The following is a 25,605-nucleotide window of genomic DNA, read 5'->3' as shown; positions in this document are numbered from 1 at the left end:
CCTCTAGAAGAACGTACGGATGTAGTCGACGACCGTGCCGTCCGCCTCGACCAGCGGGATCAGCTGCCACTTGTCGAAGGACGTGCAGGGGTGGGAGAGGCCCATGCCTAGCCAGTCTCCGACCTCGATCTCCGCGCCCGGCTCGGTGCGGACCCAGCCGTGCTGGTCGGAGAGGCCGGTGACCGTGATGCCGGTGGCGGGGCGTTGCGCGCCGGTGCGGGCGTCCCGTACGACCTGCGCCTCCGGGAGGTCCAGGTCGTACGCGGCGTCCCGCTTGCCCGCGTTGGTGAAGGCCTGCTCGGGGCTCGGACGGGAGACGACCTGAGCCCAGAGGCGGAACGCGGGCTGCAGCGCGCCCTCTTCGGTGACGCGGTTGAAGGGGGTGAGGCGGCGGTAGTGACCGTCGTCGTGCGAGACGTACGCGCCGGAGCGGAGCAACTTGAGGACGGGGAGGGAGAGTTCGGGGATCTCCGCGAAGACGTCGGCGACGGCGTCGAACCAGGCGCTGCCGCCCGCGCTGATGACGATCTCGTCGAGCTCGGGGGAGAAGCGGCCCGCCTTGTCGAAGTCGGCGGCCAGGGCCGTCAGCCGGCGCAGCCAGGCGTGGACGCGGTCGGTGTCCGCCTGCGGGACCTCGCCCTCGTAGCCCGCCACGCCGGCCAGGCGCAGGGTGCTCGTCGCGGCGACCGCGTCGGCGACGGCGGCGCAGTCGGCCTCCGTACGGGCTCCGGTACGGGCTCCCTCGCCGGCGCCGAGCTCGACGACGACGTCCACGGGGCGGACGGCGCCGGCGTCGGTGAGGGCCGCGTCCATGAGCTCGACGCCACGGACCGAGTCGACGTAGCAGAGGAAGCGGAAGCCGGGGTCGGCGTCGAGCTCGGCGGCGAGCCAGCGCAGGGCCGGTGCGTCGACGAGCTCGTTGGCGAGGAAGATCCGCGCGATGCCGTGCGCGCGGTAGACGCGGGCCTGGTGCGGGACGGCGGCGGTGATGCCCCAGGCGCCGTGCTCCAGCTGGCGGTCGAAGAGCTGCGGGGCCATGGAGGTCTTGCCGTGCGGGGCGAAGGCGAGGCCGTGGCGCTCGGCGTAGCTCTCCAGGAGGCGCAGGTTGTGCTCGACGGACTCGGCGGAGAGGGCGAGGACGGGGGTGGTGAAGCCGCCGGTGAAGAGGTTGCGGCGCTGGGCGGCCAGCTCGCCGACCGTCAGGCCCTCGGCGTCGGGCGGCAGGGCCTTGAAGCGGTGGTCGACGCGCTCCTCCGCGAGCTGCTGGGTGCGCTGGGCGGGGGCGGGGTGCGGCTGCTGCATGGGTTCCTCCAGGCGTCGCATCAGTGCGTTGCAGTATCTGCAACGGTCATTGCGCATATCGCTTACTGGTGTCTAACATCCGGGCCAACGCCGGGTCAATGGACCCCCATGATCGACGAGGAGCCCGCAGGTGACCGTGACCGGAGACCACCCGACCGTGGACGCGCCACCCGTGGACGTCGTCTGCCTCGGCGAGTCCATGGTCACCTTCCTGCCCTCCCGGCCCGGCCGCCTCGCCGACGTGCCGTCCTTCGCCCGCGCGATCGGCGGCGCCGAGTCCAACGTGGCCTGCGTGCTCGCTTCGGCGGGCCACCGCGCGAAGTGGGTGAGCCGGGTCGGCGCGGACGGCTTCGGCGACCACCTGGTGGAGGCGATCGGGGCGTACGGGGTCGACGTGTCGGGGGTGGGCCGGGATGCCGTGCGGCCGACCGGGATCTACTTCCGTACCGCCACGGACCGGGCGACCTCGGCGCACGAGGTCGCGTACTACCGGGCCGGGTCGGCGGCGTCGGCGATGTCGCCGGTGACGGTGGCGTGGGGCGACGTCTCGGACGGGCGGGTCCTGCACCTGTCCGGGATCACCGCGGCCCTGTCGGACGACTGCCTGGAGCTGATGCGCGCGCTGACCGCGCCGCGGGTGGGCCGACCGCTGGTGTCGTTCGACGTGAACTTCCGGGCGGGGCTTTGGAGGGACGGGGTGGCCGGGGGCCGGGTGCTGCTCGAGCTGGCTCGGGGGGCGGATCTGGTGTTCGTGGGGGAGGACGAGGCGGAGGAGGCGTGGGGGGTCGTGGGGCCGGAGGCGATTCGGAGTGTGCTCCCGGAGCCGGCCGTGCTGGTGGTGAAGCGGGGGGCGGCGGGCGCGGTCGCCTTCGAGCGCTGCGCGGCTTCCTTCCCCACCCCGCCCCTTCCCGAACCGGGGGCTCCGCCCCCGGACCCGCGCGCCTCGAACGCCGACGGGGCTGAATCCTCAGCCCGCCCGGCGTGTGAGGACATGGCCCCGCTCGGCGGCCCCCATGCGGAGGCACCCGACACCACCACCCCCGACACCGCCACCACCGTCCCCGCCCCCCGCGTCGACGTCGTCGCGGCCGTCGGGGCCGGGGACGCGTTCGCCGCCGGGTTCCTGTCCGGGACCCTTCGCGGGCTGGACGCGCGGGAACGTATCCGGCACGGGCATCTGGCCGCCGCCGCCGCCCTCACCGTCCACGGAGACCTCGCCGCGCCGCCCGCCCGGGACCACGCCGACCGGCTCGTCGCTCTCGACGAGGAGGGCTGGGGGAGACTGCACCTCGGACCCGGCTGGACGCGGACCGGGGAGGACCAGGAGGTACGTACGCCATGAGCCAGACCGTCGACCGCGCGCTGAGCATCCTGCCGCTGCTCGCCCAGGGGCCCGCCGACCTCGGGCAGGTCGCCGACCGGCTCGGCGTGCACAAGTCCACCGCCCTGCGGCTGCTCCGCACCCTGCACGAGCACGGACTCGTCTACCGCCAGCAGGACCAGCGCTACCGCCTCGGCGCCCGCCTCTTCGCCCTCGCGCAGGAAGCCGTCGAGAACCTCGACATCCGCGAGATCGCCCATCCCCATCTCGCGGCGCTCGGCGAGCAGATCGGGCACACCATCCACCTCGCCGTGTACGAGGACGGCGAGGTGCTCTACATCGACAAGGTCGAGAGCCGCTACCCGGTCCGGATGTACTCCCGTATCGGCAAACCCGTCGCGATCACCGTCGCCGCCGTCGCCAAGCTGCTGCTCGCCGACCTCCCCGAGCCCGAACGGCGCGCCCTCGCCGCCAAGCTCGACTACCCCCTGTACACGCCCCGTTCGACCCCCAACGCCGCCGCGTTCCTCAAGGAGCTGGCGACCGTGCGCGAACAGGGCTGGGCCACCGACCTCGGTGGCCACGAGGAGTCCATCAACTGCGTCGGAGCGCCCATCCGCGGCGCCGACGGCCGTGTCGTCGCCGCCATGTCGGTCTCGGCGCCCAATGTGGTCGTGACCGCCGAGGAACTCCTCACCCTGCTCCCGCTGGTGCGCCGCACCGCCGACGCCATCAGCCGGGACTACTCAGGCAACACCCCTACCAAGGACCGGACATGACCGAGAAGATCGCGCTCACCCCCGCCACCCACACCGCCCCGCCCGCGAAGTTCTCGCACGGCGTCAAGAAGGGCAACATCCTCCAGGTCGCCGGCCAGGTCGGCTTCCTGCCCGCCGTGGAGGGGCAGCCGCCGACGCCCGCGGGCCCCACCCTGCGCGAGCAGACCCTCCAGACCTTCGCCAACGTCAAGGCGATCCTGGAGGAGGGCGGCGCGCGCTGGGACGACGTGATGATGATGCGTGTCTACCTCACGGACGTCGACCACTTCGCCGAGATGAACGAGATCTACAACGCCTACTTCGAGGAGCAGGGCCTCAAGGCCCCCGCCTCGGCCCGTACGACGGTCTACGTCGGCCTCCCCAAGGGTCTCCTCATCGAGATCGACGCGCTCGCGGTCCTCGGCTGAGCCGAGCCCGAGCCAGAACCCGGGCCAGAACCAGGGCCAGAACCAGGGCCAGAGCCCGCGCCAGAGCCGGAGCAAGCGCTCGACCCAGAGCCCGAGCCAGAACCAGGGCCAGGGCCAGGGCCAGAACCAGGGCCAGAGCCAGAGCCCGCGCCAGAGCCGGAGCAAGCGCTCGACCCAGAGCCCGAGCCAGAGCCAGAACCTGAGCTGATCTTCCTGATTTCGCCGCTTCACGGCACGGCGTCCGCCCCCGGGGCGCCGTGCCGCGCTCCCCCCTACCCAAAAACGAGGCCCCCGCCATGCTGCTCGCCGCCGCACCCCCCGCCGCCGAGGCGCCACCCCACACCGGAGGACTGCTCCTCCTCATCCCCGGCACCGCCGGGCTGCTCACCGTCGCCGCCCTCGGTATCGCCCTGCTCCTCGTCCTGATCATCAAGGTCCGGCTGCAGCCCTTCGTCGCGCTGCTCGCCGTCTCCATCGGCGTCGGCCTCGCCGCCGGACTCTCCGTCACCGAACTCTTCGGCACCGTCCAGAAGTCCGCCGCCACCTCGGTCATCGAGACCGGCATGGGCGGCATCCTCGGCCATGTCGCGATCATCATCGGCCTGGGCACCATGCTCGGCGCGATACTCGAGGTCTCCGGCGGCGCCGAGGTGCTCTCCTCCCGTCTCCTCGGGCTGTTCGGAGAGAAGCGCGCGCCGCTCGCGATGGGCCTCACCGGCCTGATCTTCGGCATCCCCGTCTTCTTCGACGTCGGCATCTTCGTCCTCGCGCCGATCGTCTACGCCGCCGCCAAGCGCTCCGGCAGGTCGATCCTGCTCTACTGCATGCCGCTGCTCGCGGGTCTGTCGATGACCCACGCCTTCCTGCCGCCGCACCCCGGCCCGGTCGCCGCCGCCGGACTGCTCCACGTCTCGCTCGGCTGGGTCATCCTCATGGGCATCGTCGTCGGCATCCCCGCCGTCCTCGCCGCCTGGGCCTACGCGGCCTGGATCGGCAAGCGCCTCTTCGTCGAGGTCCCGCAGGACATGGTGGAGGCCGCCGAGGAGGCCCGCGCGAAGGTGGTCGCCGAGCGCAAGGAGGGCTCTGCCTCCGAGGCCCCGGTCTCCCTCGCCACCGTGCTCGCCATCATCGGTACACCGCTGGTCCTCATCCTCGCCGCGACCTTCTCCTCCATCGCGCTGGAGGAGTCGACCCTGCGCTCCGTGATCGAGTTCTTCGGCAACCCGTTCGTCGCCCTGACGATCGCCCTGGTCCTCGCGTACTACCTGCTCGGCATCCGGCGCGGCTGGTCCCGCAAGTCCCTTGAGCAGGTCTCCACCTCGTCCCTGAAGCCCGTCGGCAACATCCTGCTCGTGGTCGGCGCCGGCGGTGTCTTCGGCGCGATCCTCAAGGCGAGCGGTGTCGCGCAGGCCCTCTCCGACACCTTCAACGACGTCGGCCTGCCGGTGATCGTCCTCGCCTACCTGATCTCGCTCGTCCTGCGCGTCGCCCAGGGCTCGGCGACGGTCGCGATCGTCACCACCGCCGGCATCGTCCTGCCGCTGGTCGAGGGCGGCGACCACTCGCAGGCCTTCCTCGCCCTGGTCATCATGGCGATCTCGGCCGGCTCGATCTTCGCCTCGCACGTCAACGACGGCGGCTTCTGGATCGTGTCGAAGTACTTCGGCATCTCCGAGCGGGACACGCTGAAGTCCTGGACCGTCCTGGAGTCCGTCCTCTCCCTGGCCGGTTTCGCCGTCGCCGCCGCGCTCAGCCTCGTCGTCTAGCCCCCCCGGACGGCGAGGAGGAGGGCGCCCCGGAGCCCGGGGCGCCCTCCTCGCACGACCTACGACCCTACGACCGTACGTACCGTCAGCTCGTGCAGTACTGCGCCTGCTTGCCGATCGAGCGGTACATGCAGTCGGCGTTCTCCAGCAGCTGCAGGACGGCGTCCCTGTTGCGGCTCGTCTCGCGCTCGATCACCTCGTCGGGCGGGTAGAAGCCGCCGTTCCAGGACGAGGCCGGATACATCTCGAACGTGTAGCCGAAGATCCTCTGCGAGCCCCACAGCCAGTCGTCGATCGACCCGTCCGTGATGTACAGGTCGCTGGACTGCTCCGGGGTGTAGCCGTTGCTCGACGCCATCTTGCCGCCGACCGTCGCGAACGCGTCCCGGTCGTCCTGGGTCATGCCCGGCGCGGTGTTCGCCGTGGTGTAGCCGAACGGCCAGAGCACCAGTTCGCTGTACGTGTGGAAGTCGATGCCGGCCTTGATCTGCTGCTTGCCGCCCACCACGCGCGAGCGGACGAAGTCGGCGACGACCTTCACCTCGGGGGCCGACTCGGGGGCCGTGCCCCGGTAGGTCTCCGAGCTCTTGGAGCCGGAGGAGCCGCCGCAGCAGCCCCACTTGTAGTCCCAGTTCCGGTTCATGTCCGTACCGACGTACGTGGAGCCGGCGTTCGGCTGGCGGTTCTTGCGCCAGCTGCGGTAGGAGCCGGAGGCGATGTCGTACTCGCCGCCGTCCGGGTTGAGGTCCGGCACGATCCAGATCTCGCGGTTGTTCACCATGTTCGTGACACGGCTGTCGGAGCCGTAGCCCGCGCCGAGTTCGCGCAGCAGGTACAGCGCCATCTCGACGGTGAGGTGCTCGCGCGCGTGCTGGTGGTGGGTGAAGAGGACCTCGGGCTCGGCCTCGTCGGTGCCCACGTTGTCGCTGATCTTGACCGCGACGATGTCCCGGCCCTGGTACGTCTTGCCGATGACCCGCTTGTTCATGAGGTTCGGGTACTGGGCGATGCGCTGGTCGATCTCCGCCGTCATCTCGGCGAAGTTGTGGTACTTCGAGTCGGCGGAGGGGAAGTCGAAGGGTTCGACGCCCACGCCCTTGGCCGACCGGTCCGGCGGCGCGGGCAGCGCCTCCGGGCGGTGGCCGAGGGCGCGGAGCTTGCGCAGCTGCGCGGAGTTGGCGCTGACGACGACGCTGTGGTCGTCGGCCTCGTCGATCGAGACTCCGGTGGCGGCGAGCGCGGTGCGTTCGGCGACGGTGGACGGGCCGTGGATCTCGTACTGGCGGATCACTTCCTCGGTGGCGGCGGTCGGTTCGGAGTCGGCCCCGGCCTGCTGGGCGCCGAGGGAGAGGGGCGCCGCGAGGGCGAGCGCCAGAAGGGCCGCGAGAGCGGCGGACCTTCTGCCGCGGGTTCGAAGTCGCATGCTGTCTCCTGGGTGGGGAGTGTGGGGGGTGCGACAAGCTGTGCGGGGTGTCCGGGCACATCGTCCGGCTATGGCATGAACGGGTCAAGAGGGCGGTTCGGTCACGCCCTCTTGCGCCGACGCGCCGTAGCCGCTTGGGTGACCGGGTTCCCCAGGAGATCACATCGGACAGCGGACGAACGGTGAAAGGCGGACAGACATGGCGGAGATCGCTCAAGAGGAGGGTGCGGGAGACGGCAGGGCGACCACCGCCCCGCGCAAGTCCTCCTGGCGCTACATCGGCCCCGGCATCGTCGTCGCCGCCACCGGCGTCGGCGCCGGAGACCTCGTCGCGACCCTGATCGCGGGCTCGAAGTTCGGCTACACCCTGCTCTGGGCCGCCGTCATCGGATGCATCGTCAAGATCTCCCTCGCCGAGGCCGCAGGCCGCTGGCACCTCGCCACCGGCCGCACCCTCTTCGACGGCTGGCGCAGCCTCGGCGCCTGGACCACGGTCTACTTCGTCGGCTACGTCGTCGTCTGGGGCTTCGTCTACGGCGCGGCCGCCATGTCCTCCAGCGCGCTGCCGCTCGGCGCGCTCTTCCCCGACGTCATGGACCTCAAGGTCTGGGCCGTGCTGTGCGGCCTGGTCGGCCTGGTCTTCGTCTGGTTCAACCGGTACGCCGTCTTCGAGAAGGTCATGACCGTCCTCGTCGGCGTCATGTTCGTCGTCACCGTCTACCTCGCGATCCGCGTCACGCCGAACCTCGGCGAGGCCCTCGCCGGCCTCGTCCCGGTGCTCCCCGACGGCTCCCTCGTCTACACCCTCGGCCTGATCGGCGGCGTCGGCGGCACCATCACCCTGGCCGCGTACGGCTACTGGGTCAACGCCAAGGGCTGGCGGGACACCGGCTGGATGAAGGTCATGCGGCTCGACAACCGCGTCGCCTACCTCACCACCGGAATCTTCGTCGTCGCGATGCTCTTCGTCGGCGCCGAACTCCTGCACTCCTCCGGCGTCGCCCTCGCCAAGGGCGACAAGGGCCTGCTCGACCTCGGCGGCGTCCTTTCCGAGCGGTACGGCAACGCCACCGCCAAGCTCTTCCTCGTCGGCTTCTTCGCCACCTCCTTCACCTCCCTCATCGGGGTGTGGCACGGCGTCAGCCTGATGTTCGCCGACTTCGTCGCGCACTACCGGCCCACCCTCGTCCCCGAGGGCACCCCCCGCGACCGGTCGCTGCCGTTCCGCGCGTACCTGCTCTGGCTGACGTTCCCGCCGATCGCCCTGCTCTTCCTGGACCAGCCGTTCGGCCTGGTCATCGTCTACGGCGTCATCGGCGCGTTCTTCATGCCGTTCCTGGCGCTCACCCTGATACGGCTCCTCAACTCCTCCCGCACCCCCGCCGAATGGCGCAACGGCCCGATCAGCAACCTGATGCTGGGCGCGGCCGGACTGCTCTTCGTGGTGCTCTGCGTCGAGCAGGTGCGCGACCTGCCCTGGTAGGCCGCGGCCCTCGCCCGCCTGAGACACGGCGCAGCGCCGTCGCGGGGAAGCGACGGCGCTGCGGGTGTGGCGGGTAGGGCGTTGCTGCGCGTGTGGTGGCGCGGCGGGTGTGGCGGGTGAGGCGGGTGTGGCGGGTGGTGGGTGCGGCGGGTGCGCGGTCTACCGGTTACGGCAGGTTGTGGACGTGCGGGCCGACCGCGTTGGACCAGGCGTTGCCGGCCGTCGCGTCCCAGTTGGTCGACCAGGTCATCGCGCCCCGCAGGTTCGGCCAGGTCTGCGAGGGCTTGAAGGAGCCGCAGTTCGTGCCGCGGGCCAGACAGTCGAGCGCGTTCTTCACGATCGACGGGTCGACGTAGCCGCTGCCCGCGCCCCGGGTCGAGGCCGGCACACCGAGGCCGACCTGGGAGGCGTCGAGTCCGCCCTGGAGCTGGATGCAGGCGAGCGCGGTGAGGAAGTCCACCGACCCCTGGCTGTACACCTTGCCGTCACAGCCCAGCATCGACCCGCTGTTGTAGTACTGCATGTTGACGACCGTGAGGATGTCCTTCACGGCGAGCGCGGTCTTGAAGTACTCGGTGCCGGTGTTCTGCATGTCGATGGTCTGCGGGGCCATCGTCAGGACCATCGAGGAACCGGCCTTCGCGGAGAGCTGGCGCAGCGCCTTCGTCAGGTACGTGGAGTTGATGCCGTGCTCCAGGTCGATGTCGACCCCGTTGAAGCCGTACTCCTGCATCAGGGCGTACGCGCTGTTGGCGAAGGCGGTCGCGGAGGCGTCACTGTTGATCGTGACGTTCCCCTTCTCGCCGCCGACCGAGATGATGACCGACTTGCCCGCGGCCTTCTTCGCGGCGACGTCGGCCTTGAAGTCGGCGACGGAGGCGTAGCCGACGGCCGGGTCGAGGTTGAAGACGATCTGGCCGGGCGTGGCCGTCGAGTCGGCGAAGGAGACGGCGATGATGTCGTACTGCGCCTGGACGTCGCGCAGCTTCTGGACGGTCGCCCCGTTGTTGAAGTTCTGCCAGTAGCCGGTCAGGGCGTGCTTCGGGACGGACGGGCCGGGGCCCGGGTCGGTGGTGCTGGTGCGCGCCGAGACGGCCGTCGACTTCGCGGACTCGCCCGCCGCGTTGGTCGCGGCGACCTGGAACTGGTACGTCGTGTTGGCCGCGAGGCCCGTCACGGTCGCGGACGTGCCGGAGACGGTCTGCGCGAGGGCCCCGTCGCGGTACACCTTGTAGCCGGTGGCGCCGGAGACGGCGTTCCAGCTCAGGGCGACCGAGGACGACGTGACCGTACCGGCGGCGAGACCGGCCGGGGTGGACGGGACGACCGGGTCGGGGTCGGGGGTGCCGCCGCCGTCGGGGCCGAAGACGGAGACGTCGTCGACGTGGTACGCGGCCTGGCCGTACCAGCCGTGGGTGTAGACGGTCACCGAGGTGGTGCTCGCGCCCGTGGTGAAGCTGGTGGTCAGCTGTTTCCAGGAGGAGCTGTCGGGCGTCCAGGTGGAGACGTCGGTGGTCCCGGTGCCGGTGGCGCCGAGGTAGGCGTACCCGCCCTGCACCCAGGCGCTCAGCGTGTACGTCGAGCTGGGCTTGACGGTGACGACCTGGCTGCAGCGGGCGTTGTGCTGGCCCGCCGGGCTCGCCTTGAGGGCGCCTGCCCCGGTCCGTACGGGCGAGGAGACGGCGGCGCCGCTTCCCGCCGTGCAGGTCCAGTTGGCCAGGCCGGACTCGAAGCCCGCGTTCCTGGCGACGTTGACGTTCGCGGCCTGGGCGGTGCCGGCGCCGCCGACGAGGACGAGCCCGGAGCCGACGGCGAGCGCGAGGGCGCCGCCGATCCATCTGCGGGAGCGTGTGGTGGTGCGGTCCACTTGCTGCCTCCGGTGGGGGAGTTGGGAGGGAGGGGGAGGAGAGGGGTCGGGAACGGTGGCCACCGCTGGGGGAACAAGCTGGTCCAGACCAATCGAGTTGTCAAGACCTCTGGCGAGGAAGGGGAGTTGGGCGCGTAGGCCCCAGGCTCTACGGCGGGCCTACGAGCGGGCCCATGAGTGGGTCCACGAGCGGGCCCATGGGGAGGCTCGGGGGAGACCCGGGGCGAGGTCCGGAGGAGGGGCCCAGGGGGAGGTCCGGCAGCAGGCTCATCGCAAGACCCACGCGGGCCCAGATTTCTCGTTGTGCTTGGCGGATTGTGTGTTCACCACCCCGCGGGTCGTGGATAAAGTGCACAGCATCGCGCAGTGCAGTAACGCAGTGAACGCAGTGAGTCATGGGGACATGGGGACGGGGAGCCCGACGTGCCGACAGCGATCGCGGTCACCAGTGCCGACCTGGTGCTGCCACCGACCGACCAGCAGACACCCACCGCCGCCGTCCTGCCCGCCCCCGAGACCCAGCCTCTCGCCTCCGCGGTGGCCGACCTCCAGCTCCTCCTCGACCGCTACGGCCATGTGATCGTCCTCTGCCCGACCTCCCTGCCGAAGCCCGCGGAACGGCGGCTGCACGCCATCCGCTCCCTCCTGGAGAGCGACCGGATCGCCCTGGTCAAGACCGACCTCCCGCCGCTGGGCACCGCCGTCCTCGCCCGGCAGCTGCGACAGCTCTCCGCCTGCGACTTCAGCCCCGGCGTCGTCGCCTCCGCGGCCCGGCTGCTCGCCCACTACATCTACGCCGGAGCCGTCCTCGGCTCCGTCGCCAAGCTGGACCGCGTACCCGTCGGCCTGAAGTCCCACGTCAAGAGCTGGCTCCCCGGCGCCCAGTTCGCCGTGCTCGCCGGGCCCACCCCGCAGCTCGTCCGGATCGGACAAGGCGTCCCCCCGCCCGCGGGCCCCGAGTTCGCCACCCAGCTCGTCCTCGCCAGAGGCCAGTTGCAGACCGACTGGCCCACCGCCACCCTCGCCCCGACCTGGCAGGTCCAGGCCGTCCACGAGGCGCCACTGCCCGCCGAGTCACCCCGCTGGTGGGGGACCGGACGACTGGTGGAATTCACCGCGTACCTCCCCGACATCGCCGTACTCCACCGGCTGGTCGCCTCCGTACGGCGCGAGACCTGCCACTGGTGCCGGATGGAACTCATCGGCGACCGCTGCGGCTTCTGCTCCGCCCCGTGGGTCGCGCCGACGGCCGTCCGGACCGCCCTTTCCTCGGCCGCCGCGTCGACGGCCTCACGCCCGGCGCTGGGGAGCACCTCGCAGACCGCCCGGCAGTCCGCCCCGCCGCCCGTCTCGCAGCCCGCTCCGCCGCCCGCCTCGCACTCCGCCCCGCCGCCCGCCTCGGACTCCGCCCCGCCGCCCGCCTCGTACTCCGCCCCGCCGCCCGCCTCGTACTCCGCCCCGCAGGCCGAGCTGCCCACCGCCTCCGCACGACAGCCACGAGCGCTCACCCCACCACCTGCTGCCTCCCCCGTCGCCCCCTCCGCCACGTTCCCCGTCCGCTGAGCCACACGTACCCCCGATCGAGGTTGTCCGGCCATGAACTCCCGCCAGCGTCGTGGCGTCATCCTGTTGCTGCTGTCCGTCCTGTGCGCCCTCGGCGCGTTCGCCGGCGTCCTCTCCGTGATCGACGACGTGAACTCCAAGGTCGGGCCCGAGGTGACCGCGTACCGGGTGAAGGAGAAGGTGGCCCCCTACACCCCGCTGCAGGAGCGGCAGTTCGAGGCGATCTCGATGCCGAAGCGCTGGCTCTCGAACACCGCCGTCACCGACCTCGACCAGATCAGCGGGAAGATCGCCGTCACCACGCTCGAAGCGGGCTCCCTCCTCCAGTCGGACATGATCGTCAAGCGGCCCGCGCTCCAGCCCGGCCAGCAGGAGATCGCCATCATGATCGACGCCGCCACGGGCGTCGCGGGCAAGATCACGGCCGGTGCCACGGTCAACATCTACGCCACGTTCGCCGGCGAGAAGGGCGGCAAGGCCGCCCAGTCCAAGGTCATCGTCAGCAACGCCCGCGTCCTCGACGTCGGCAAGCTCACCCCGATCTCCGACACCACCGACCGCAGGAACGGCCCCACCGAAGCCGTCCCGATCACCTTCGCGCTCTCCACGCTCGACACCCAGCGCGTCGCCTACGCCGAGTCCTTCGCCGAGCACGTACGGCTGGCCCTCGTCGCCCCCGGCAGCGAGCCCACCCTCACCCCCGACGACCGCACCTACACGCTCGACAAGGACAAGTGAGGCCGGTATGACCACCAGGATCCTGCCGGCCGTCGCCGACCCCGACGCGGCCCGCGCCGTCATCAGCCTCCTCAGCCAGCTCCCCGGCGCCGAGCCCGCCCCGCCCGTCGCCGACTCCACCCAGCTCGTCGACACCCTCGCCCGGCTGGCCGCAGCCTCCCTCGACGAACTCCCCGAAGTCGTCCTGGTCCACGAACGGATCGGCCCCGTCCCGGCCCTCGAACTCGTCCGCGAGGTCGCCCTCCGCTTCCCCGCCGTCGGCGTCGTCCTCATCACCGCCGACGCCAGCCCCGTGCTCTTCTCCGCCGCCATGGACTCCGGCGCACGCGGCCTGGTCACCCTCCCCCTCGGGTACGAGGAGCTGGCCAGCCGCGTCCAGGCCGCCGCCCAGTGGTCGGTCGGGGTCCGCCGCCACCTCGGCGGCGGAGCGGACGCGGTGACAGGCCCCGGCGGCACCGTCGTCACCGTCAGCGGCGCCAAGGGCGGTGTCGGGACCACCGTCACCGCCGTCCAGCTCGCCCTGGCCTCCCGGGCCTCCGGCCGTAACGTCGCCCTCGTCGACCTGGACCTGCAGGGCGGCGACATCGCCTCGTACCTCGACGTCCAGTTCCGCCGCTCCGTCGCCGACCTCGCCGCCGTCGACGACATCTCGCCCCGCGTCCTCCAGGACGCCGTGTACGTCCACGAGACGGGCATCGCCCTCCTTCTCGCCCCCGGCGAGGGCGAACGCGGCGAGGACGTCGCCGACCGCTCCGCCCGCCAGATCGTCGGCGCGCTGCGCTCCCGCTACGACGTCGTGGTCGTCGACTGCGGCACGTACCTCAACGGCGCCAACGCGGCGGCCGTCGAAATGGCCGACACGGCGCTCCTCGTCACCACGCCCGACGTCGTCGCGGTGCGGGCGGCCAAGCGGACCGTACGGATGTGGGACCGCCTCCAGATCCGCAAGGCGGAGGAGACGACGGTCGTGGTGAACCGGCACACCCGCTCCACCGAGATCCAGCCCGCCCTGATCCAGAAGATCACCGGGACGCGGATGGCCGGCGCCGTCGTCCCCGCCAACTTCAAGGAGCTGCAAGGCGTCGTCGACGCCGGCCGCATGCACGAACTCGACGCCCGGTCCAGCGTGAAGCAGGCCCTCTGGTCACTCGCCGGCGAACTGGGCCTCGTCGGAGCACCCGCGTCCACGCAGGGGGCACCTGCGCTGGGACCGGGAAAGCAGTTGGCGCGCCTGACCCGCGGCAAGGGCGGGCGCTGAACCATGCCGACGTACGGGCGCACAGGGAGGGACGACAAGGGGCAGGTGGCCGTCGAGTTCCTCGGCATGGTGCCCCTCATCCTGATCACGCTCGTCCTGCTCTGGCAGTGCGTCCTGGTCGGCTACACCTTCACGCTGGCCGCCAACGCGGCGGACGAGGCGGCGCGGGTCTGCGCCGTGGACGGCGACTACGAGGCGGCGGGGAAGCGGCACGTGGGCGAAGCGTGGTCGGCGCGGGTCGCCTGCGACCGCTCCGGAGAGCTGGCCCAGGCGACGGTGAACCTGAAGGTCCCGGTGCTCTTCCCGGGCGCGATCAACTTCCCCTTCACGGTGCCCGCCGAGGCCGGGGCGGTACGGGAGGAGGGGGTCGGGGGATGAGGCGACGTGAGGACCGGGCGCTGAAGCCACGCGTAGGCCGGGGGACGACGCCACGCGTAGGCCGAGGGATGACGCCACACGACAACCGAGGTGCGACGTCGTCGCGCGACGGCCGGGCGCTGAACCCACACGACCGCCGGGCGCTGAAGCCACACGACGGCGGGGGTACGGCGTCGTCGCACGACGGCCGGGCGCTGAAGGAACACGACAACCGAGGTGCGGCGTCGGCGCGCGACCGCGGGCAGGTCGCCGTCGAGTACCTCGGCTTCCTTCCCATCCTCCTGCTCGTCGCCCTCGCCGGCATCCAGCTCGGCATCGCCGCGTACGCCGCCCAGCAAGCGGGCACAGGAGCGCGGGCCGCCGCCCGAGCCGCCACGCACGACGACGCGACCATCGGCCCGGAAGCCGCCGGACGCGCCGCGATGAGCGACTGGATCGCCGAACGCAGCACGGTCTCCGCCCCGCGGGGCACGGACGAGGTCACGGCGACCGTCCGCGTGGAGATCCCGTCCGTCGTCCCCTTCTGGGACGGTCTCGGCTCCGTCACGAAGAGCGCCACCCTGCCCCTGCCCGAGGAGGGCGAGTAAGCCATGAGTCTGCGCGCCCGCATCAGCGCCCCCGACGAGAACGGGGCAGCCGGCACCCGGGAGGACGGCCACCTCGTCGCCTCCTTCCGCGCCAAGCTCCTGGAAGAGATCGACCTCACCGAGATGTCCGCGCTCGCCGCCACCGAGCGGCGCGCCCGCCTCGAACGCGTCCTCGGCCACATCATCAGCCGCGAAGGCCCCGTCCTCTCCACCGCCGAACGCGCCCAGCTGATCCGCCGCGTCGTCGACGAGGCGCTCGGCCTCGGCGTCCTGGAACCCCTCCTCGAAGACGCCTCGATCACCGAGATCATGGTCAACGGCCCCGACCAGATCTACATCGAACGCGCGGGCCGCGTCGAACTCCTCCCGCTCCGCTTCGCCTCCCACGAACAGCTCATGCAGACCATCGAGCGGATCGTCTCCACCGTCAACCGCCGCGTCGACGAGTCCAACCCGATGGTCGACGCCCGGCTGCCCTCCGGCGAACGCGTCAACGTGATCATCCCGCCGCTCTCCCTGACCGGCGCGACCCTGACGATCCGCCGCTTCCCCCGCGCCTACACACTCCGCGAGATGGTCGGCCTCGGCTCGCTCGACGAACAGATGGTGCTGCTGCTCGCCGGACTCGTCCAGGCCAAGTTCAACGTGATCGTCTCCGGCGCCACCGGCACCGGCAAGACCACCCTCCTCAACGCGCTCTCCGAACTCATCCCGGACGGCGAACGCGTCATCACCATCGAGGACTCCGCCGAACTCCAGCTCCAGCAGGCCCACGTCATCCGACTGGAGAGCCGCCCCCCGAACATCGAGGGCCGCGGCCAGGTCACCATCCGCGACCTCGTCCGCAACTCCCTGCGCATGCGCCCCGACCGGATCATCGTCGGCGAGGTCCGCGGCGGCGAGACCCTCGACATGCTCCAGGCCATGTCCACCGGCCACGACGGCTCACTCGCCACCGTCCACGCCAACTCCGCCGAGGACGCCCTGATGAGGCTCCAGACGCTCGCGTCGATGTCCGAGGTCAAGGTCCCCTTCGAGGCACTCAGGGACCAGATCAACAGCGCCGTCGACGTCCTCGTCCAGCTCACCCGGCACCCCGACGGCACCCGCCGCATCACCGAGATCGCCGTCCTCGCCTCGACCGCCCGCGAACGCTTCACCCTCGCCACCGTCTGCGCCTTCCACGCCCAGCCGCTCAACGCCGACGGCCGCGTCCACGGCGTGTACGCGTACCACCCGCTGCCCCGCCGCGTCGCCGACCGCCTCTCCCTGGCCGGCCAGCCGATCCCGCAGGCCTTCGGCGTCGCCGCGACCGACGACCAGCTCACCACCCGAGAAGCGAAGTAGGAGAGGCCGTCATGACGAGGAGGGGCCGTAGATGAACGCGTCGACGTGGCTGGTGACCGGCGTCGTTCTGCTCGCCTGCGTCCTCGGGGTGCTCGGCGTCCACACGTACGCGCGCGGAACCGCCGACCGCGCCGCCCTGGTCGCCCGGCTCGCCCAGAGCGGCGAGCCCGCCGCCACCGGCCGCCGCAGGCGCCGCTTCCGGGGCATCGACCGGCGTGTACGGCGCACCGCCTTCGGGCGCCGCCTGGAGCTACGGATCTCCGCCACCGGCCTCGACCTGACACCCGGCGAGTTCGTCGTCGCCATGACCGTCGTCGTGATCGCGCTCTGGATCACCGGCCAGGCCGCGCTCTCCCCCTTCTTCGGCCCCATCTGCGGGCTGCTCGGTGTGTGGGTGGCCATGGGCTTCCTCAACTGGCAACGCCAGAAACGCATCGAGCGATTCATCAACCAGCTGCCCGAACTGTCCCGGATCCTCGCCAACGCCACCCAGGCCGGACTGGCCCTGCGGATGGCCCTCAGCATGGCCGCCGACGAACTGGACGCCCCCGCGGGCGACGAACTGGAGAAGGTCGCCCAGCAGCTCGCCGTCGGCACCTCCCTCGACGACGCCCTCGGCGAACTCGCCGAACGCCTGCCCTCCCGCGAACTCGTCGTCCTCGTCACCACCCTCGTCCTCGCCAACAAGGCCGGCGGCACCGTCGTCTCCTCGCTGCGCAACCTCACCGAGACGCTGGAGGAGCGCAAGGAGACCCGCAGGGAGGTCCGTACACAGCTCTCCCAGGTCAGCCTGACGGCATACGCGGTCCCGGTCATCGGCATCGGCTCCCTGTTCCTCATCGACAACATGCAGCCGGGAGCACTGGACCGGATGACCGGCTCCGGCCTCGGCCAGTTCGCCGTCGTCGCCGCGTTCGCGCTGTACGTCGTCGGCTTCGTGATCATCCGCCGCTTCTCCAAGATCGACGTGTGAGGGCCGGACATGGACCTACTTCTCGCGTTGGCCGCCGCACTGTCGGTCACCGGCATCCTCCACGGCATCCGCCTCTACCGGGCCGACGCCACACTCCCCGACGACCTCCGGCTCGCCCTGGAGGTCGGCTCCACCCGCACCGGCGCCGTCGACTCCCTCGTCGACCGGCTCGGCATGCGCTACTCGGCCGCCGTCCTGCGGGCCATGGGCCCCAAACGCGTCGGGGCCGTCCGCCGCCGCATCGACCTCGCGGGAAACCCCGGCGGCCTCACCATCGACCGCTACGGAGCACGGCGCGCCGTCTACGGCTTCCTGGGCGGCCTCGGCGGCCTGATCATGCTCTCCAACGGCGACATCCTCGTCGCGCTCCTGCTCTTCGCCTTCGGCGCGTTCTGGACCGAGGTCGGCATCTGGTCGGCGATCCGCATCCGCAAGGACCAGATCGAACGCACGCTGCCGGACTTCCTCGACGTCCTGGCGGTGGTGGTCTCGGCCGGCCTCGGCTTCCGCCAGGCCCTCGACCGCGTCTCGGAGAGGTACGAAGGCCCCTGGGCCGACGAACTCCGCATCACCCTGCGCCAGATGGACATGGGCGTCAGCCGCCGCCAGGCCTTCGACGAACTGCGCCGCCGCAACGACAGCGAACAGGTCGCCCAGTTCGTCACCGCCCTCCAGCAGGGCGAGGAACTCGGCGCGCCGATCGTGGAAACCCTCATACAGATCGCCAACGACATGCGCCGCACGGACGCCCAGAACGCCCGCAGAAAGGCCGCGAAGGCGGTCCCCAAGGCGACGATGGTGATCACGACCCTGATGGTCCCCGCCACCATGATCCTCCTCGGCGCGGGCCTCTTCCTCGGCACGGGGACGAACCTCGGCTCGATCACGGGGGAGTGAACGATGCGGGTGGACTTCGGGGTGCCGGGAGACGGGCGGGGGTCGGCGGGGGGTCAGGCGCCGAGGGAAGGGCAGGCGTCGGCGGGCGGCGAGGTGCGGGCGGACGTTCGGCTGTCGGCGGAGGGTTCGGCATCGGCGTACGGGCAGGTGTCGGCGGACGGGCGGGGGCCGGCGGGCGGGGAGGTGTCGGTGGACGGGCGGGGGCCGGCGGGCGGGGAGGTGCGGGTGGACCCTCGGATGCCCGTGGACCCTCGGGTGCCCGTGGACCTTCAGGTGAACGCCCTTCAGGCGATGTGCCGGCAAGTCTTCGGCTTCCGGCTCGCGATGATCGCCCTGGCGACCCCGTACGCCCTCTTCGGCGCGGCGCCGCCCGGCCTGGCGCTGTGGCTGGTCGGTACGGCCGTACTCATCACCTCACTCATCTCGTACGCGATGTTCCGCGACTGGGAACGCTTCGGCCCCCTGCTGCTCCGACACCCCGCGCTGCTCGGCGCGGACACCCTCGTCGGCGCGCTGCTGCTCGTCACGGCGGGCCCGGACAGCACCCTCGGGTACGTCAGCGTCTGCACGCCCCTCCTCGCGGGCCTCGCCTACGGCCCGCGCGGGGCGGCCTTCTTCGCCTGCCTCCAGGCGCTGATCCTGCTGGCCCTCCACGCGGCCGGGCTGGGCGACCCGGGGCTGCTCCCGGGCCTCTGCGTGATCACGGGCGCGCTCGGAGTCACCCTCCGCAACCTCCTCCTCCGGTACGGCGCGGCGGCCCGAGCCCTCGCCGTCGCCCAGGCGGCCGAGGAGGAACGCGCCCACCTCGCGCGCGACCTGCACGACTCGGTGGCCAAGACCCTGCACGGCCTGGCGCTCCAGGCGGACGCCCTGGCGGCGTCCCCGGACCCGCGCCGGCAGGCCAGGGCCGTGGCGGGCGCGGCGCGCAGGGCGGTGGAGGAGTCACGGGAACTGGTGGCGGGCCTGCGGAGACACCAGTACGCCGAGCCGGATGTCGACCTGGCGACGGAACTGACGGACCAGGTACGGAACTTCGGCCAACGGTCGGGAATCGAGGCACGGTACGAGGACCTGGGCGAGGCGACGATGCCCCCGGTACCGCCGGCGGTGGCCAGACAACTGCTCACGATCGCCTCGGAGGCCCTGGAGAACGCGGGCCGCCACGCCTCCCCGACACGGGTGGACGTCTCGGCCGGCGTGGTCGAGGGCAACCTCCGCATCAGCGTCCGCGACGACGGCCGCGGCCTGCCCCCGGGCACGACCCTGGACGACCTACGCAGGGCCGGCCACTTCGGCCTGGTCGGGATGGTGGAGAGGGCGGCCGGGGTGGGCGCGCGGATCAGGATCGGACGGGGCGGCGGACTGGCGCGCCGGGGCACGGAAGTCCGCCTGGACCTCCCGGTCGAGGGGGTGGCGGCACGATGACGCTCACGGTGCTCGTCGCCGACGACAACCCGGTGGTCCGCGCGGGCCTGCGCGCCCTGCTCGACGCGGCGACCCCCGACATCCGGGTCGTCGCGGAGGCCCCCGACGGCCGCACGGCGATGGACGAGACCCGCCGCCACCGCCCGGACGTGATCCTCCTCGACGTCCGCATGCCGGTCGTCGACGGCCTGACGGCCCTGCCGCACCTGGTCAGAGTGGCCCCGGTCCTGATGCTGACGTACAGCGCGGAGACGGAGATCGTGCACGAGGCGCTGCGGTTGGGAGCGGGGGGTTACCTGGTCCACGGCGAGTTCACGGCGGAGGAACTGGTGACGGCGGTCCGCGACGTACGAGCGGGCCGGGCCCGCTTCACACCGACGGCGGCAAACGCGTTGGTGGGTGTGGTGCGAGGTGCGACTGCACACGCTTCGGCCCGGCCAATCGTCTCGACTTCATTGCGATTTGACGGAATGGCTTCGCAGCTGCAACGAAATGTGGCACGGTTTGGGCTGAGCGTGAGGGAGGGGGAGGTGATGGACTTGATCGCGTCGGGCCTGAACAACCGCCAGATCGCCGACACATGCTTCATCAGCGAGAAGACGGTCAAGAACCACATCAACCGCATCTTCGCCAAGCTCCACGCCACCTCGCGAAGCGAGGCCATAGCCGCCTGGCTCGGCACCAGGGCGGCGTCATGACCGACAACGCGACCTGGGCCCGTGTTTGGGCCTACGGACCCTGTGGGGAGGAGGAGGTGGGGACGTACCCTGCGCGTGCCGAACTCGGCATCGGCACGGGGATGTACGAATCCGGAGGGGACGACCATGAGCGACCTCATGCTGAAGGCTGCGACGAAGGCAAAGGTGCACTTCGCCGCATGGGCCCGCACGAGGACGAACGACCGGGGCCAGACGGCGGTCGAGTACCTGGGGATCATCGTCGTGGTGGTGGCGATCGTGGTGGCGATCAGCGGCACGAGCATCGGCGGATCCATCAAGACAGCGATCACGAACAAGATCGCCGACCTCATCGACTAGTACTGCTGAGCAGACACAGGGATTCAGGGCAGGCGCTCCCTGTCTACATCACAGTGATGGCGGGCTTGCTCTTCCTGGCGTTGGCGTACTTCGCCGTGGGCCAGGCTGCGGTGACCCGGAACAGTGCTCAGACCGCCGCCGACGCTGCAGCTTTGGCTGCTGCCCAGGATGCTCGTGATCAGCTTCGGGACGGCTGGCTGGGCGTCATCCTCGATCCGGCACAGTGGGGTGAATTCCTCTCGGGCGGGGATTACGACGTGGACGCTGCTTGTCGGCGCGCGGCATCCTTCGCGGCCAAGAATGACGCGAAGCTCTTTGGAGAGGCCTGTGTCCCCCTCCCTCTCGGGGAACGAGGCTTCCGTGTCGAGGTAAGAACCTTGGACTCGGTCGGTGACTCCGTCATCCCGGGCACGGAGAACCAGCGCGCCAGGGCAACGGCGACCGCTGTGCTCGAACCGCTGTGCACGTTCGACAGTCCCGAGCCGACGCAGGAGCCTGAACCGCCCGAACCCGACCCGGACCCGGAACCCACGCCGTCGGAGACCGCCCCGATCCTCGGTCTCACATGTGACGGTATCCCCTGGACGATCGACCCCGACCGGCCGGAGCTCCCTAGCGCCGCTGACCTCTTCACCGTTCGGCTGTCCGACTGACAAGCGAAGGAATCCCGTTCATGAGAGTTCGGTACGCAACGACGGCCTTCAGGAAGTGGGCCGTGGCCGCCACCGCGGCCGGCCTGGTCCTCGGCGTAGCCGGCTGCGGCAGCGACGGCGAAGCTCCGAAGAGTCAGCCCTCCACGACGTCTTCGTCGCCCCGTAGCAACGAGGGCGACAACCAGCCTCAGTCACAGGCGCCGGAGGAGACCTTGGCCGTACTGAAGGGGCCGAGCGGCTTCGAGCTGGCGATCACCTCGGCCAAGCGCGATGCTGGCGGCTTCCTCACCGTCAAGGGGCGGCTGAAGAATGCGTCAGAAAAGGGGCAAGCAGTCCCTGAATGGCGAGGGAACGAGACTGAGGTGCTGAAGCACGGCGATTCGTTGGGAGGTGCGACTCTCGTGGACGGAGTGGCGAAAAAGCGCTACTACGTCCTCCGTGACACGGACGGCAGGCCCTTGACCACGACGGGCCTCGCCATGCTTGGAGCTGGTGATTCGGCCGAGGTCTTCATGCAATTCCCGTCACCCCCCGCCGGCACCACCGAAGTGACCTTCCAGCTCCCCACCTTCGAACCCGGCACCATCAAACTCTCCTGACGGACGCCGCCATGACTCCCCACCGCCTCGCCACCCTCGCCGCCGCCTCACTCCTCCTCACCCTCCTCCCCGCCACCCCCGTCCTCGCCGACGACCCCCCCAACTCCACCTCCAGCGCCTCCCCGCCCCCCGCGATCGACGCGAACTCGCCCGAGTTGATGCTTCCCGACGGGGCCACCCTCGCCGCGCCCAAGGTTCTCGACATCAAGCAGGTCGTCGAGGAGGAGGGCGGGGAGCAGCGGCGGGAGGACACCAACGTCGACGTCACCTTCGCCCTTCAGGCCGAGGTGCTGTTCAGCAAGGACAGCGCCAAGCTCAGCCCCGCCGCCACCGCCCGTATCGCCGCCATCGCCGTGGAGATCAACAAACAGAACTCCAGCCGAGTCCGCGTCTTCGGCTTCACCGACAACCTCGGGACGTACGAGCACGGCCTCAAGCTCTCCAAGCAGCGTGCCGACGCCGTGCAGCTGGAGTTGGCGAAGACGCTCGAACCGGGAAAGACCTTCGACATCCGCGGGTACAGCGAGGACTACCCGATCGCCGACAACGCCACGGAGGAAGGGCGTACCAAGAACCGCCGCGTCGAGATCTCCTTCCCCCGGACCACCACCTCGGCACCCGTTCCCGCGCCCTGAGGCGCGTAGCCCGGCCGGGTTGCCGGATGGTCGCTGGATCGCCTCCGCGCCTCAGGGCTGACGGCCCCGCCTAGCCCCCCGCCGCCAAGCTGTCCAGCACCGCGCGGATCGTCGCGACCACCGCGTCCGGGCGGCGGAACACGTCCCGTGCCGTGAAGCGCAGGACCCGGCGGACCTCCGGGCAGTCCGCGAGGTCGTTGTAGCGGCGGATGTCGCGGTCGTGGGCATGGCGGGTGCCGTGGAAGGCGTAGCCCTCGATCTCGACGGCCAGGCCCACCGTCCGGAAGAGGAAGTCCGGGCGCAGGGCGCGGCCCGAGCGCGAGTGGAGGAGGGGCTGGGACTCCGGGCGGAGGCCGGCGTCGCGCATGTGGAGGCGGGCGACCGTCTCCGCCGGGGAGCCGCACGCCGGATCCGCGAGCCGCAGCCAGCGGCGGGCCTGGGCCGCGCCCGGGCGCGGGGCGGCCAGTTCCGCCACCAGGTCCCCGTGGTGGACGAGCGGCTCGCGGCGGACGCCCCGGACCGTGCGCCGCGACAGGGCCGAGTCCGCGACCACGACGGCCCCCTCGCGTGTGCCGCAGCTCCGTATCAGGTCGCCGACCGTCCGCGCCGGAGCCGTCGCCCGTAACCCGCCGCGCATGACGCAGTCCCCGTCGGCCAGGTACTCCGTGGAGTGGACGCGCACGCCGTCGCCGGTACGGGAGGACAGCGGGCGGCGCACGGTGAAGTCCAGGACCTCCGGCTCGTCCCGCCCCACCGGGGGCCCCACCGCCGCCCCCACCCCCTCCCCCCGACCCCCGAGTACCTCGATGCGGTGCAGTGTCGCGGCCGTGCCGTGGCTGCACACCCACTCCGGGTGCATCAGTTGGTGCGCCCGGACGCGGACGCGCCAGTCGACGTCCTTGCCGGGGGCCGCCCACGCGCCCCGGCAGATCGGCTTCCAGCCTTCCGCGCGCAGCCGTCTCCCGACGCGGCCCGGCGACCATCCCGCTCCGTATGCCCACACGTTGAGGAGCACCCCGCCCCGGGCGACCCTCGAAAGCTCCTCCGTCTCGTCCGCCATGGCCTCAACGATCCACGGAAGAGGGAAGGTTCGCATCCCCTGTGGATAACTCCTGCCTTCATGCCGCATCCTGGTGCGAACCGACTCCGGGCCCGCTCCGAGGTGGACTGCCGATGAAGACGACATCTCCGAGCGTGCGACTGGTCAGCGACCTCGTGACGCAGATCCCCGAGTTCCGGGACGTCTACGAGGCCCATGTCTTCAGCCAGGGTGATGTGCTCCCGCACGTGTTCTTCTGGGACGTCGTCCAGAACACCGTGCGTTCCTTCCTCGGGGAGGATCCAGCGGCGGCCGACTGGCGCCGGACGCTCGACTTCCTGGAGCAGCAGAGCGCGCGCGGGGACCTCGGCGTCGACGAGGTCATCGTCACCTCCTTCCTCAACGACCTGCCGTACCCGCACGAGCCCGGGCACGCCATCGTCCAGGAGCTCGGCCCGGTCATGGCGGCGAGGTTCGTCCGCGTCCGCCCCGGAGGGTGAGGGGCCCTCCCACCCCGGGACGGGTGAGCGAGCCTTCCCGACCGGGGAGTGAGGGGGCCTTCCCGCGCCAGAGAGTGAGCGGGCCCTCCCGCCCCGGGGGTGAGGGGGCCTTTCCGGGCCCCGCCTGTCCGCCGGACATAATCGAGCGCATGTCCCCCGACCAGCCCCGTTCACCCCAAGTGCGCCATGTGCCTGATTCGCCCGCCGTCGCCCTCGGCGGCTACGCCGCCACCCGCGTCATCGGCCTCGCGATCCTCGCTCTCGCCGCCGTCGCGACCGGCAAGGACGGGCTGCACCGGCTGAGCGGCCGCTGGGACTCCGTCTGGTACGTCCGGATCGCCGAGAACGGTTACGGCTACCAGGTCACCCTCCCCAACGGCAGCGTCCACTCCGACCTCGCCTTCTTCCCCCTCTTCCCCGCGCTCGAACGGGCCCTGGCCACCGTCCTCCCCATCGACGCGGCCACCGCCGGGCTGCTCATCTCCTGGGCCGCCTCGCTCGCCGCCGCCTGGGGCATCTACGCCGTCGGCGCCCACGTCGCCGGCCGGCCCGCCGGGGTCGTGCTCGCCGTCCTGTGGGGCGTGTACCCGACCGCGTTCGTGCAGTCGATGGCGTACACCGAGACGCTCTTCACCGCCCTCGCCGCCTGGTCGATCCTGGCCGTGCTGCGTGGCCGCTGGATCCTCGCCGGCGCGCTCTGCGCGCTCGCCGGGCTCACCCGCCCGACGGCCGCCGCGCTGATCGCCGCCCTCGGGATCACCGCCCTCGTCACCGTCGTACGCGAACGGAAGCTGCCCGCCCCGATGGTGGCCGGCGTCCTTCTCGCGCCGCTGGGCTGGCTCGCGTACATCGTCTACGTCGGCCGACGTGAGTCCAGCCCCATGGCCTACTTCGACGTCCAGGCCGCCTGGGGGAACTCCATCGACGGCGGTGTCGCCCTCGCCCGCTTCATCTGGGGTCTGCCGCCCCTCGCCGCGCTCGGTCTGGTCGCCGCGCTCGCCCTGCTCGGCTGGCTCGTCGCTCTCTGCGTACGGCAGAAGCAGCCGCTGCCGCTCCTCGTGTACACGATCGCGGTCGTCGTGATCTCGCTCATCGGCGCCGCGTACTTCGGCTCCCGGCCGCGCCTGATGATGCCCGCGTTCGGCCTGCTGCTGCCGGCCGCCGTGGCGCTCGTACGGCTCCGCCCGCGCAACCGGGTCCTGGTACTCACCGGACTCGCGCTCGCCTCCGGTGCGTACGGCGCCTTCACCCTGCTCGGCTCGGGACCACCGTGACCCGCGCGCCCTTCCGCAGCCCCCACCCCGCCATCGTCCCGGCCTCCGCCTCCACGACGTGCCGGCCTCGCGGGCGCGGCATGCCGAGCCGTCCGGGCCGCATGGTCACGACGTCCAGGACCGTGAGGTTCCGGTCCAGGTAGGCCACGTCGATGGCGAAGCGCATGCCGAACGTGTGGATGCTGTTCGTCGGGGTGATGAGCAGCGCTCCGGCGATGCCGTCCCGGCCGAGCAGGCCGCGCCGCCTCGACCGGTAGGAGGCCGCGATCTCCAAGGGGACCTGCTCCTCCCCGACCAACAGGGTCCCTGTGCCGTCGCGCCATTTCCCCGGTCTCCCCATAGGGGAGACGGTAG

25 protein-coding genes and 1 pseudogene are annotated in these 25,605 nt (G+C 71.4%); 21 read left to right on the top strand and 5 right to left on the bottom strand.

From position 1 onward, the window contains the following. Positions 1-3 precede the first annotated feature (3 nt). Positions 4-1,302, bottom strand: coding sequence for an amino acid deaminase (locus ACWF79_RS09070; RefSeq protein WP_453727392.1), 1,299 nt, complete (start codon positions 1,300-1,302; stop codon positions 4-6). Positions 1,303-1,432: 130 nt separating this feature from the next. Between ACWF79_RS09070 and ACWF79_RS09065 the strand changes: the two genes are divergently transcribed. From ACWF79_RS09065 to ACWF79_RS09050, 4 genes are all read left to right on the top strand, one after another. Continuing rightward, positions 1,433-2,644, top strand: coding sequence for a sugar kinase (locus ACWF79_RS09065; protein ID WP_453727391.1), 1,212 nt, complete (start codon positions 1,433-1,435; stop codon positions 2,642-2,644). Further along, positions 2,641-3,402, top strand: a complete 762-nt coding sequence (locus ACWF79_RS09060; protein WP_453727390.1) for an IclR family transcriptional regulator — start codon at positions 2,641-2,643, stop codon at positions 3,400-3,402. Before ACWF79_RS09065 ends, ACWF79_RS09060 begins: the two co-directional genes overlap by 4 nt. Next, positions 3,399-3,809, top strand: a complete 411-nt coding sequence (locus ACWF79_RS09055) for a RidA family protein (RefSeq protein WP_453727389.1) — start codon at positions 3,399-3,401, stop codon at positions 3,807-3,809. Before ACWF79_RS09060 ends, ACWF79_RS09055 begins: the two co-directional genes overlap by 4 nt. 296 nt (positions 3,810-4,105) lie before the next feature. After that, positions 4,106-5,575: a GntP family permease gene (locus tag ACWF79_RS09050; protein ID WP_453727388.1), complete on the top strand. Its 1,470-nt coding sequence runs from the start codon at positions 4,106-4,108 to the stop codon at positions 5,573-5,575. A gap of 85 nt (positions 5,576-5,660) precedes the next feature. Here the strand turns inward: ACWF79_RS09050 and ACWF79_RS09045 are convergent, their stop codons facing one another. Further along, positions 5,661-6,998, bottom strand: coding sequence for a M14 family metallopeptidase (locus ACWF79_RS09045; RefSeq protein ID WP_453727387.1), 1,338 nt, complete (start codon positions 6,996-6,998; stop codon positions 5,661-5,663). A gap of 199 nt (positions 6,999-7,197) precedes the next feature. Between ACWF79_RS09045 and ACWF79_RS09040 the strand changes: the two genes are divergently transcribed. Continuing rightward, positions 7,198-8,481, top strand: coding sequence for an Nramp family divalent metal transporter (locus ACWF79_RS09040; protein ID WP_453727386.1), 1,284 nt, complete (start codon positions 7,198-7,200; stop codon positions 8,479-8,481). Between the two features lie 166 nt (positions 8,482-8,647). Here ACWF79_RS09040 and ACWF79_RS09035 read toward each other — a convergent pair whose 3' ends face one another. Beyond that, complete coding sequence (locus ACWF79_RS09035) at positions 8,648-10,348, bottom strand: chitinase (protein WP_453727385.1); 1,701 nt, start codon at positions 10,346-10,348, stop codon at positions 8,648-8,650. Between the two features lie 423 nt (positions 10,349-10,771). Here ACWF79_RS09035 and ACWF79_RS09030 point away from each other — a divergent pair. The 14 genes and pseudogenes from ACWF79_RS09030 to ACWF79_RS08965 form a co-directional block, all read left to right on the top strand. After that, positions 10,772-11,590 (top strand): annotated as a pseudogene (locus ACWF79_RS09030) (hypothetical protein); the annotation flags it as partial. A gap of 354 nt (positions 11,591-11,944) precedes the next feature. Beyond that, a complete protein-coding gene (gene cpaB / locus ACWF79_RS09025; RefSeq protein ID WP_453727384.1) occupies positions 11,945-12,649 on the top strand; it encodes a Flp pilus assembly protein CpaB in 705 nt (234 codons plus the stop codon). A 7-nt stretch (positions 12,650-12,656) separates the two neighbouring features. After that, a complete protein-coding gene (locus tag ACWF79_RS09020; RefSeq protein ID WP_453727383.1) occupies positions 12,657-13,907 on the top strand; it encodes an AAA family ATPase in 1,251 nt (416 codons plus the stop codon). A 3-nt stretch (positions 13,908-13,910) separates the two neighbouring features. Beyond that, a complete protein-coding gene (locus tag ACWF79_RS09015; RefSeq protein WP_453727382.1) occupies positions 13,911-14,285 on the top strand; it encodes a TadE/TadG family type IV pilus assembly protein in 375 nt (124 codons plus the stop codon). A gap of 68 nt (positions 14,286-14,353) precedes the next feature. Then, a complete protein-coding gene (locus ACWF79_RS09010) occupies positions 14,354-14,872 on the top strand; it encodes a TadE family protein (RefSeq protein ID WP_453727381.1) in 519 nt (172 codons plus the stop codon). Positions 14,873-14,875: 3 nt separating this feature from the next. Continuing rightward, positions 14,876-16,219, top strand: a complete 1,344-nt coding sequence (locus ACWF79_RS09005) for a CpaF family protein (RefSeq protein ID WP_453727380.1) — start codon at positions 14,876-14,878, stop codon at positions 16,217-16,219. A gap of 31 nt (positions 16,220-16,250) precedes the next feature. Continuing rightward, entirely contained in the window at positions 16,251-17,192 is a 942-nt protein-coding gene (locus ACWF79_RS09000) for a type II secretion system F family protein (RefSeq protein WP_453727379.1), read from the top strand. Positions 17,193-17,201: 9 nt separating this feature from the next. After that, positions 17,202-18,089 (top strand): DUF5936 domain-containing protein, encoded by an 888-nt coding sequence (locus tag ACWF79_RS08995; protein WP_453727378.1) that lies wholly within the window; start codon positions 17,202-17,204, stop codon positions 18,087-18,089. Between the two features lie 237 nt (positions 18,090-18,326). Beyond that, positions 18,327-19,514: a sensor histidine kinase gene (locus ACWF79_RS08990; RefSeq protein ID WP_453727377.1), complete on the top strand. Its 1,188-nt coding sequence runs from the start codon at positions 18,327-18,329 to the stop codon at positions 19,512-19,514. After that, positions 19,511-20,212: a response regulator gene (locus ACWF79_RS08985; protein WP_453727376.1), complete on the top strand. Its 702-nt coding sequence runs from the start codon at positions 19,511-19,513 to the stop codon at positions 20,210-20,212. The genes ACWF79_RS08990 and ACWF79_RS08985 overlap by 4 nt, the downstream gene beginning before the upstream one ends. Before the next feature lie 126 nt (positions 20,213-20,338). Further along, positions 20,339-20,551 (top strand): Flp family type IVb pilin, encoded by a 213-nt coding sequence (locus tag ACWF79_RS08980; RefSeq protein WP_453727375.1) that lies wholly within the window; start codon positions 20,339-20,341, stop codon positions 20,549-20,551. Further along, positions 20,503-21,204, top strand: coding sequence for a pilus assembly protein TadG-related protein (locus tag ACWF79_RS08975; RefSeq protein ID WP_453727460.1), 702 nt, complete (start codon positions 20,503-20,505; stop codon positions 21,202-21,204). The genes ACWF79_RS08980 and ACWF79_RS08975 overlap by 49 nt, the downstream gene beginning before the upstream one ends. Before the next feature lie 62 nt (positions 21,205-21,266). Then, positions 21,267-21,803: a hypothetical protein gene (locus ACWF79_RS08970; protein WP_453727374.1), complete on the top strand. Its 537-nt coding sequence runs from the start codon at positions 21,267-21,269 to the stop codon at positions 21,801-21,803. Between the two features lie 11 nt (positions 21,804-21,814). Beyond that, the gene (locus ACWF79_RS08965) at positions 21,815-22,438 is read left to right on the top strand and encodes an OmpA family protein (protein ID WP_453727373.1); all 624 of its coding nucleotides are present in this window, start codon (positions 21,815-21,817) and stop codon (positions 22,436-22,438) included. Positions 22,439-22,508: 70 nt separating this feature from the next. Here ACWF79_RS08965 and ACWF79_RS08960 read toward each other — a convergent pair whose 3' ends face one another. Next, entirely contained in the window at positions 22,509-23,498 is a 990-nt protein-coding gene (locus ACWF79_RS08960) for an endonuclease domain-containing protein (protein WP_453727372.1), read from the bottom strand. A 113-nt stretch (positions 23,499-23,611) separates the two neighbouring features. Here ACWF79_RS08960 and ACWF79_RS08955 point away from each other — a divergent pair, with 113 nt between their 5' ends. Next, complete coding sequence (locus ACWF79_RS08955) at positions 23,612-23,977, top strand: DUF7674 family protein (protein WP_453727371.1); 366 nt, start codon at positions 23,612-23,614, stop codon at positions 23,975-23,977. Positions 23,978-24,126: 149 nt separating this feature from the next. After that, the gene (locus ACWF79_RS08950) at positions 24,127-25,251 is read left to right on the top strand and encodes a hypothetical protein (RefSeq protein ID WP_453727370.1); all 1,125 of its coding nucleotides are present in this window, start codon (positions 24,127-24,129) and stop codon (positions 25,249-25,251) included. Here the strand turns inward: ACWF79_RS08950 and ACWF79_RS08945 are convergent. Then, positions 25,223-25,591 carry a DUF192 domain-containing protein gene (locus ACWF79_RS08945; RefSeq protein WP_453727369.1) on the bottom strand — a complete coding sequence of 123 codons (369 nt, stop codon included), beginning with the start codon at positions 25,589-25,591 and terminating at the stop codon, positions 25,223-25,225. The two genes, ACWF79_RS08950 and ACWF79_RS08945, sit on opposite strands and share 29 nt — an antisense overlap. Positions 25,592-25,605 lie beyond the last annotated feature (14 nt).

It is taken from the genome of Streptomyces sp. NPDC054975 (assembly GCF_053609105.1).
Note: the sequence above shows the minus strand (reverse complement) of the source record. Positions and strands in the feature narration are given on the sequence as shown.

Excerpts from the sequence above, each read along its gene's own strand:
- ACWF79_RS08980 (WP_453727375.1), top strand. The coding sequence starts at position 20,339 with ATGAGCGACCTCATGCTGAAGGCTGCGACGAAGGCAAAGGTGCACTTC.
- ACWF79_RS08945 (WP_453727369.1), bottom strand. The coding sequence starts at position 25,591 with ATGGGGAGACCGGGGAAATGGCGCGACGGCACAGGGACCCTGTTGGTC.
- ACWF79_RS09070 (WP_453727392.1), bottom strand. The coding sequence starts at position 1,302 with ATGCAGCAGCCGCACCCCGCCCCCGCCCAGCGCACCCAGCAGCTCGCG.
- ACWF79_RS09015 (WP_453727382.1), top strand. The coding sequence starts at position 13,911 with ATGCCGACGTACGGGCGCACAGGGAGGGACGACAAGGGGCAGGTGGCC.
- ACWF79_RS08995 (WP_453727378.1), top strand. The coding sequence starts at position 17,202 with ATGGACCTACTTCTCGCGTTGGCCGCCGCACTGTCGGTCACCGGCATC.
- ACWF79_RS08960 (WP_453727372.1), bottom strand. The coding sequence starts at position 23,498 with ATGGCGGACGAGACGGAGGAGCTTTCGAGGGTCGCCCGGGGCGGGGTG.
- ACWF79_RS08985 (WP_453727376.1), top strand. The coding sequence starts at position 19,511 with ATGACGCTCACGGTGCTCGTCGCCGACGACAACCCGGTGGTCCGCGCG.
- ACWF79_RS09005 (WP_453727380.1), top strand. The coding sequence starts at position 14,876 with ATGAGTCTGCGCGCCCGCATCAGCGCCCCCGACGAGAACGGGGCAGCC.
- ACWF79_RS09045 (WP_453727387.1), bottom strand. The coding sequence starts at position 6,998 with ATGCGACTTCGAACCCGCGGCAGAAGGTCCGCCGCTCTCGCGGCCCTT.
- ACWF79_RS08950 (WP_453727370.1), top strand. The coding sequence starts at position 24,127 with ATGTCCCCCGACCAGCCCCGTTCACCCCAAGTGCGCCATGTGCCTGAT.
- ACWF79_RS09055 (WP_453727389.1), top strand. The coding sequence starts at position 3,399 with ATGACCGAGAAGATCGCGCTCACCCCCGCCACCCACACCGCCCCGCCC.
- cpaB (WP_453727384.1), top strand. The coding sequence starts at position 11,945 with ATGAACTCCCGCCAGCGTCGTGGCGTCATCCTGTTGCTGCTGTCCGTC.
- ACWF79_RS09050 (WP_453727388.1), top strand. The coding sequence starts at position 4,106 with ATGCTGCTCGCCGCCGCACCCCCCGCCGCCGAGGCGCCACCCCACACC.
- ACWF79_RS09040 (WP_453727386.1), top strand. The coding sequence starts at position 7,198 with ATGGCGGAGATCGCTCAAGAGGAGGGTGCGGGAGACGGCAGGGCGACC.
- ACWF79_RS09000 (WP_453727379.1), top strand. The coding sequence starts at position 16,251 with ATGAACGCGTCGACGTGGCTGGTGACCGGCGTCGTTCTGCTCGCCTGC.
- ACWF79_RS08955 (WP_453727371.1), top strand. The coding sequence starts at position 23,612 with ATGAAGACGACATCTCCGAGCGTGCGACTGGTCAGCGACCTCGTGACG.
- ACWF79_RS09060 (WP_453727390.1), top strand. The coding sequence starts at position 2,641 with ATGAGCCAGACCGTCGACCGCGCGCTGAGCATCCTGCCGCTGCTCGCC.
- ACWF79_RS09010 (WP_453727381.1), top strand. The coding sequence starts at position 14,354 with ATGACGCCACACGACAACCGAGGTGCGACGTCGTCGCGCGACGGCCGG.
- ACWF79_RS08965 (WP_453727373.1), top strand. The coding sequence starts at position 21,815 with ATGACTCCCCACCGCCTCGCCACCCTCGCCGCCGCCTCACTCCTCCTC.
- ACWF79_RS09020 (WP_453727383.1), top strand. The coding sequence starts at position 12,657 with ATGACCACCAGGATCCTGCCGGCCGTCGCCGACCCCGACGCGGCCCGC.
- ACWF79_RS08990 (WP_453727377.1), top strand. The coding sequence starts at position 18,327 with ATGCCCGTGGACCCTCGGGTGCCCGTGGACCTTCAGGTGAACGCCCTT.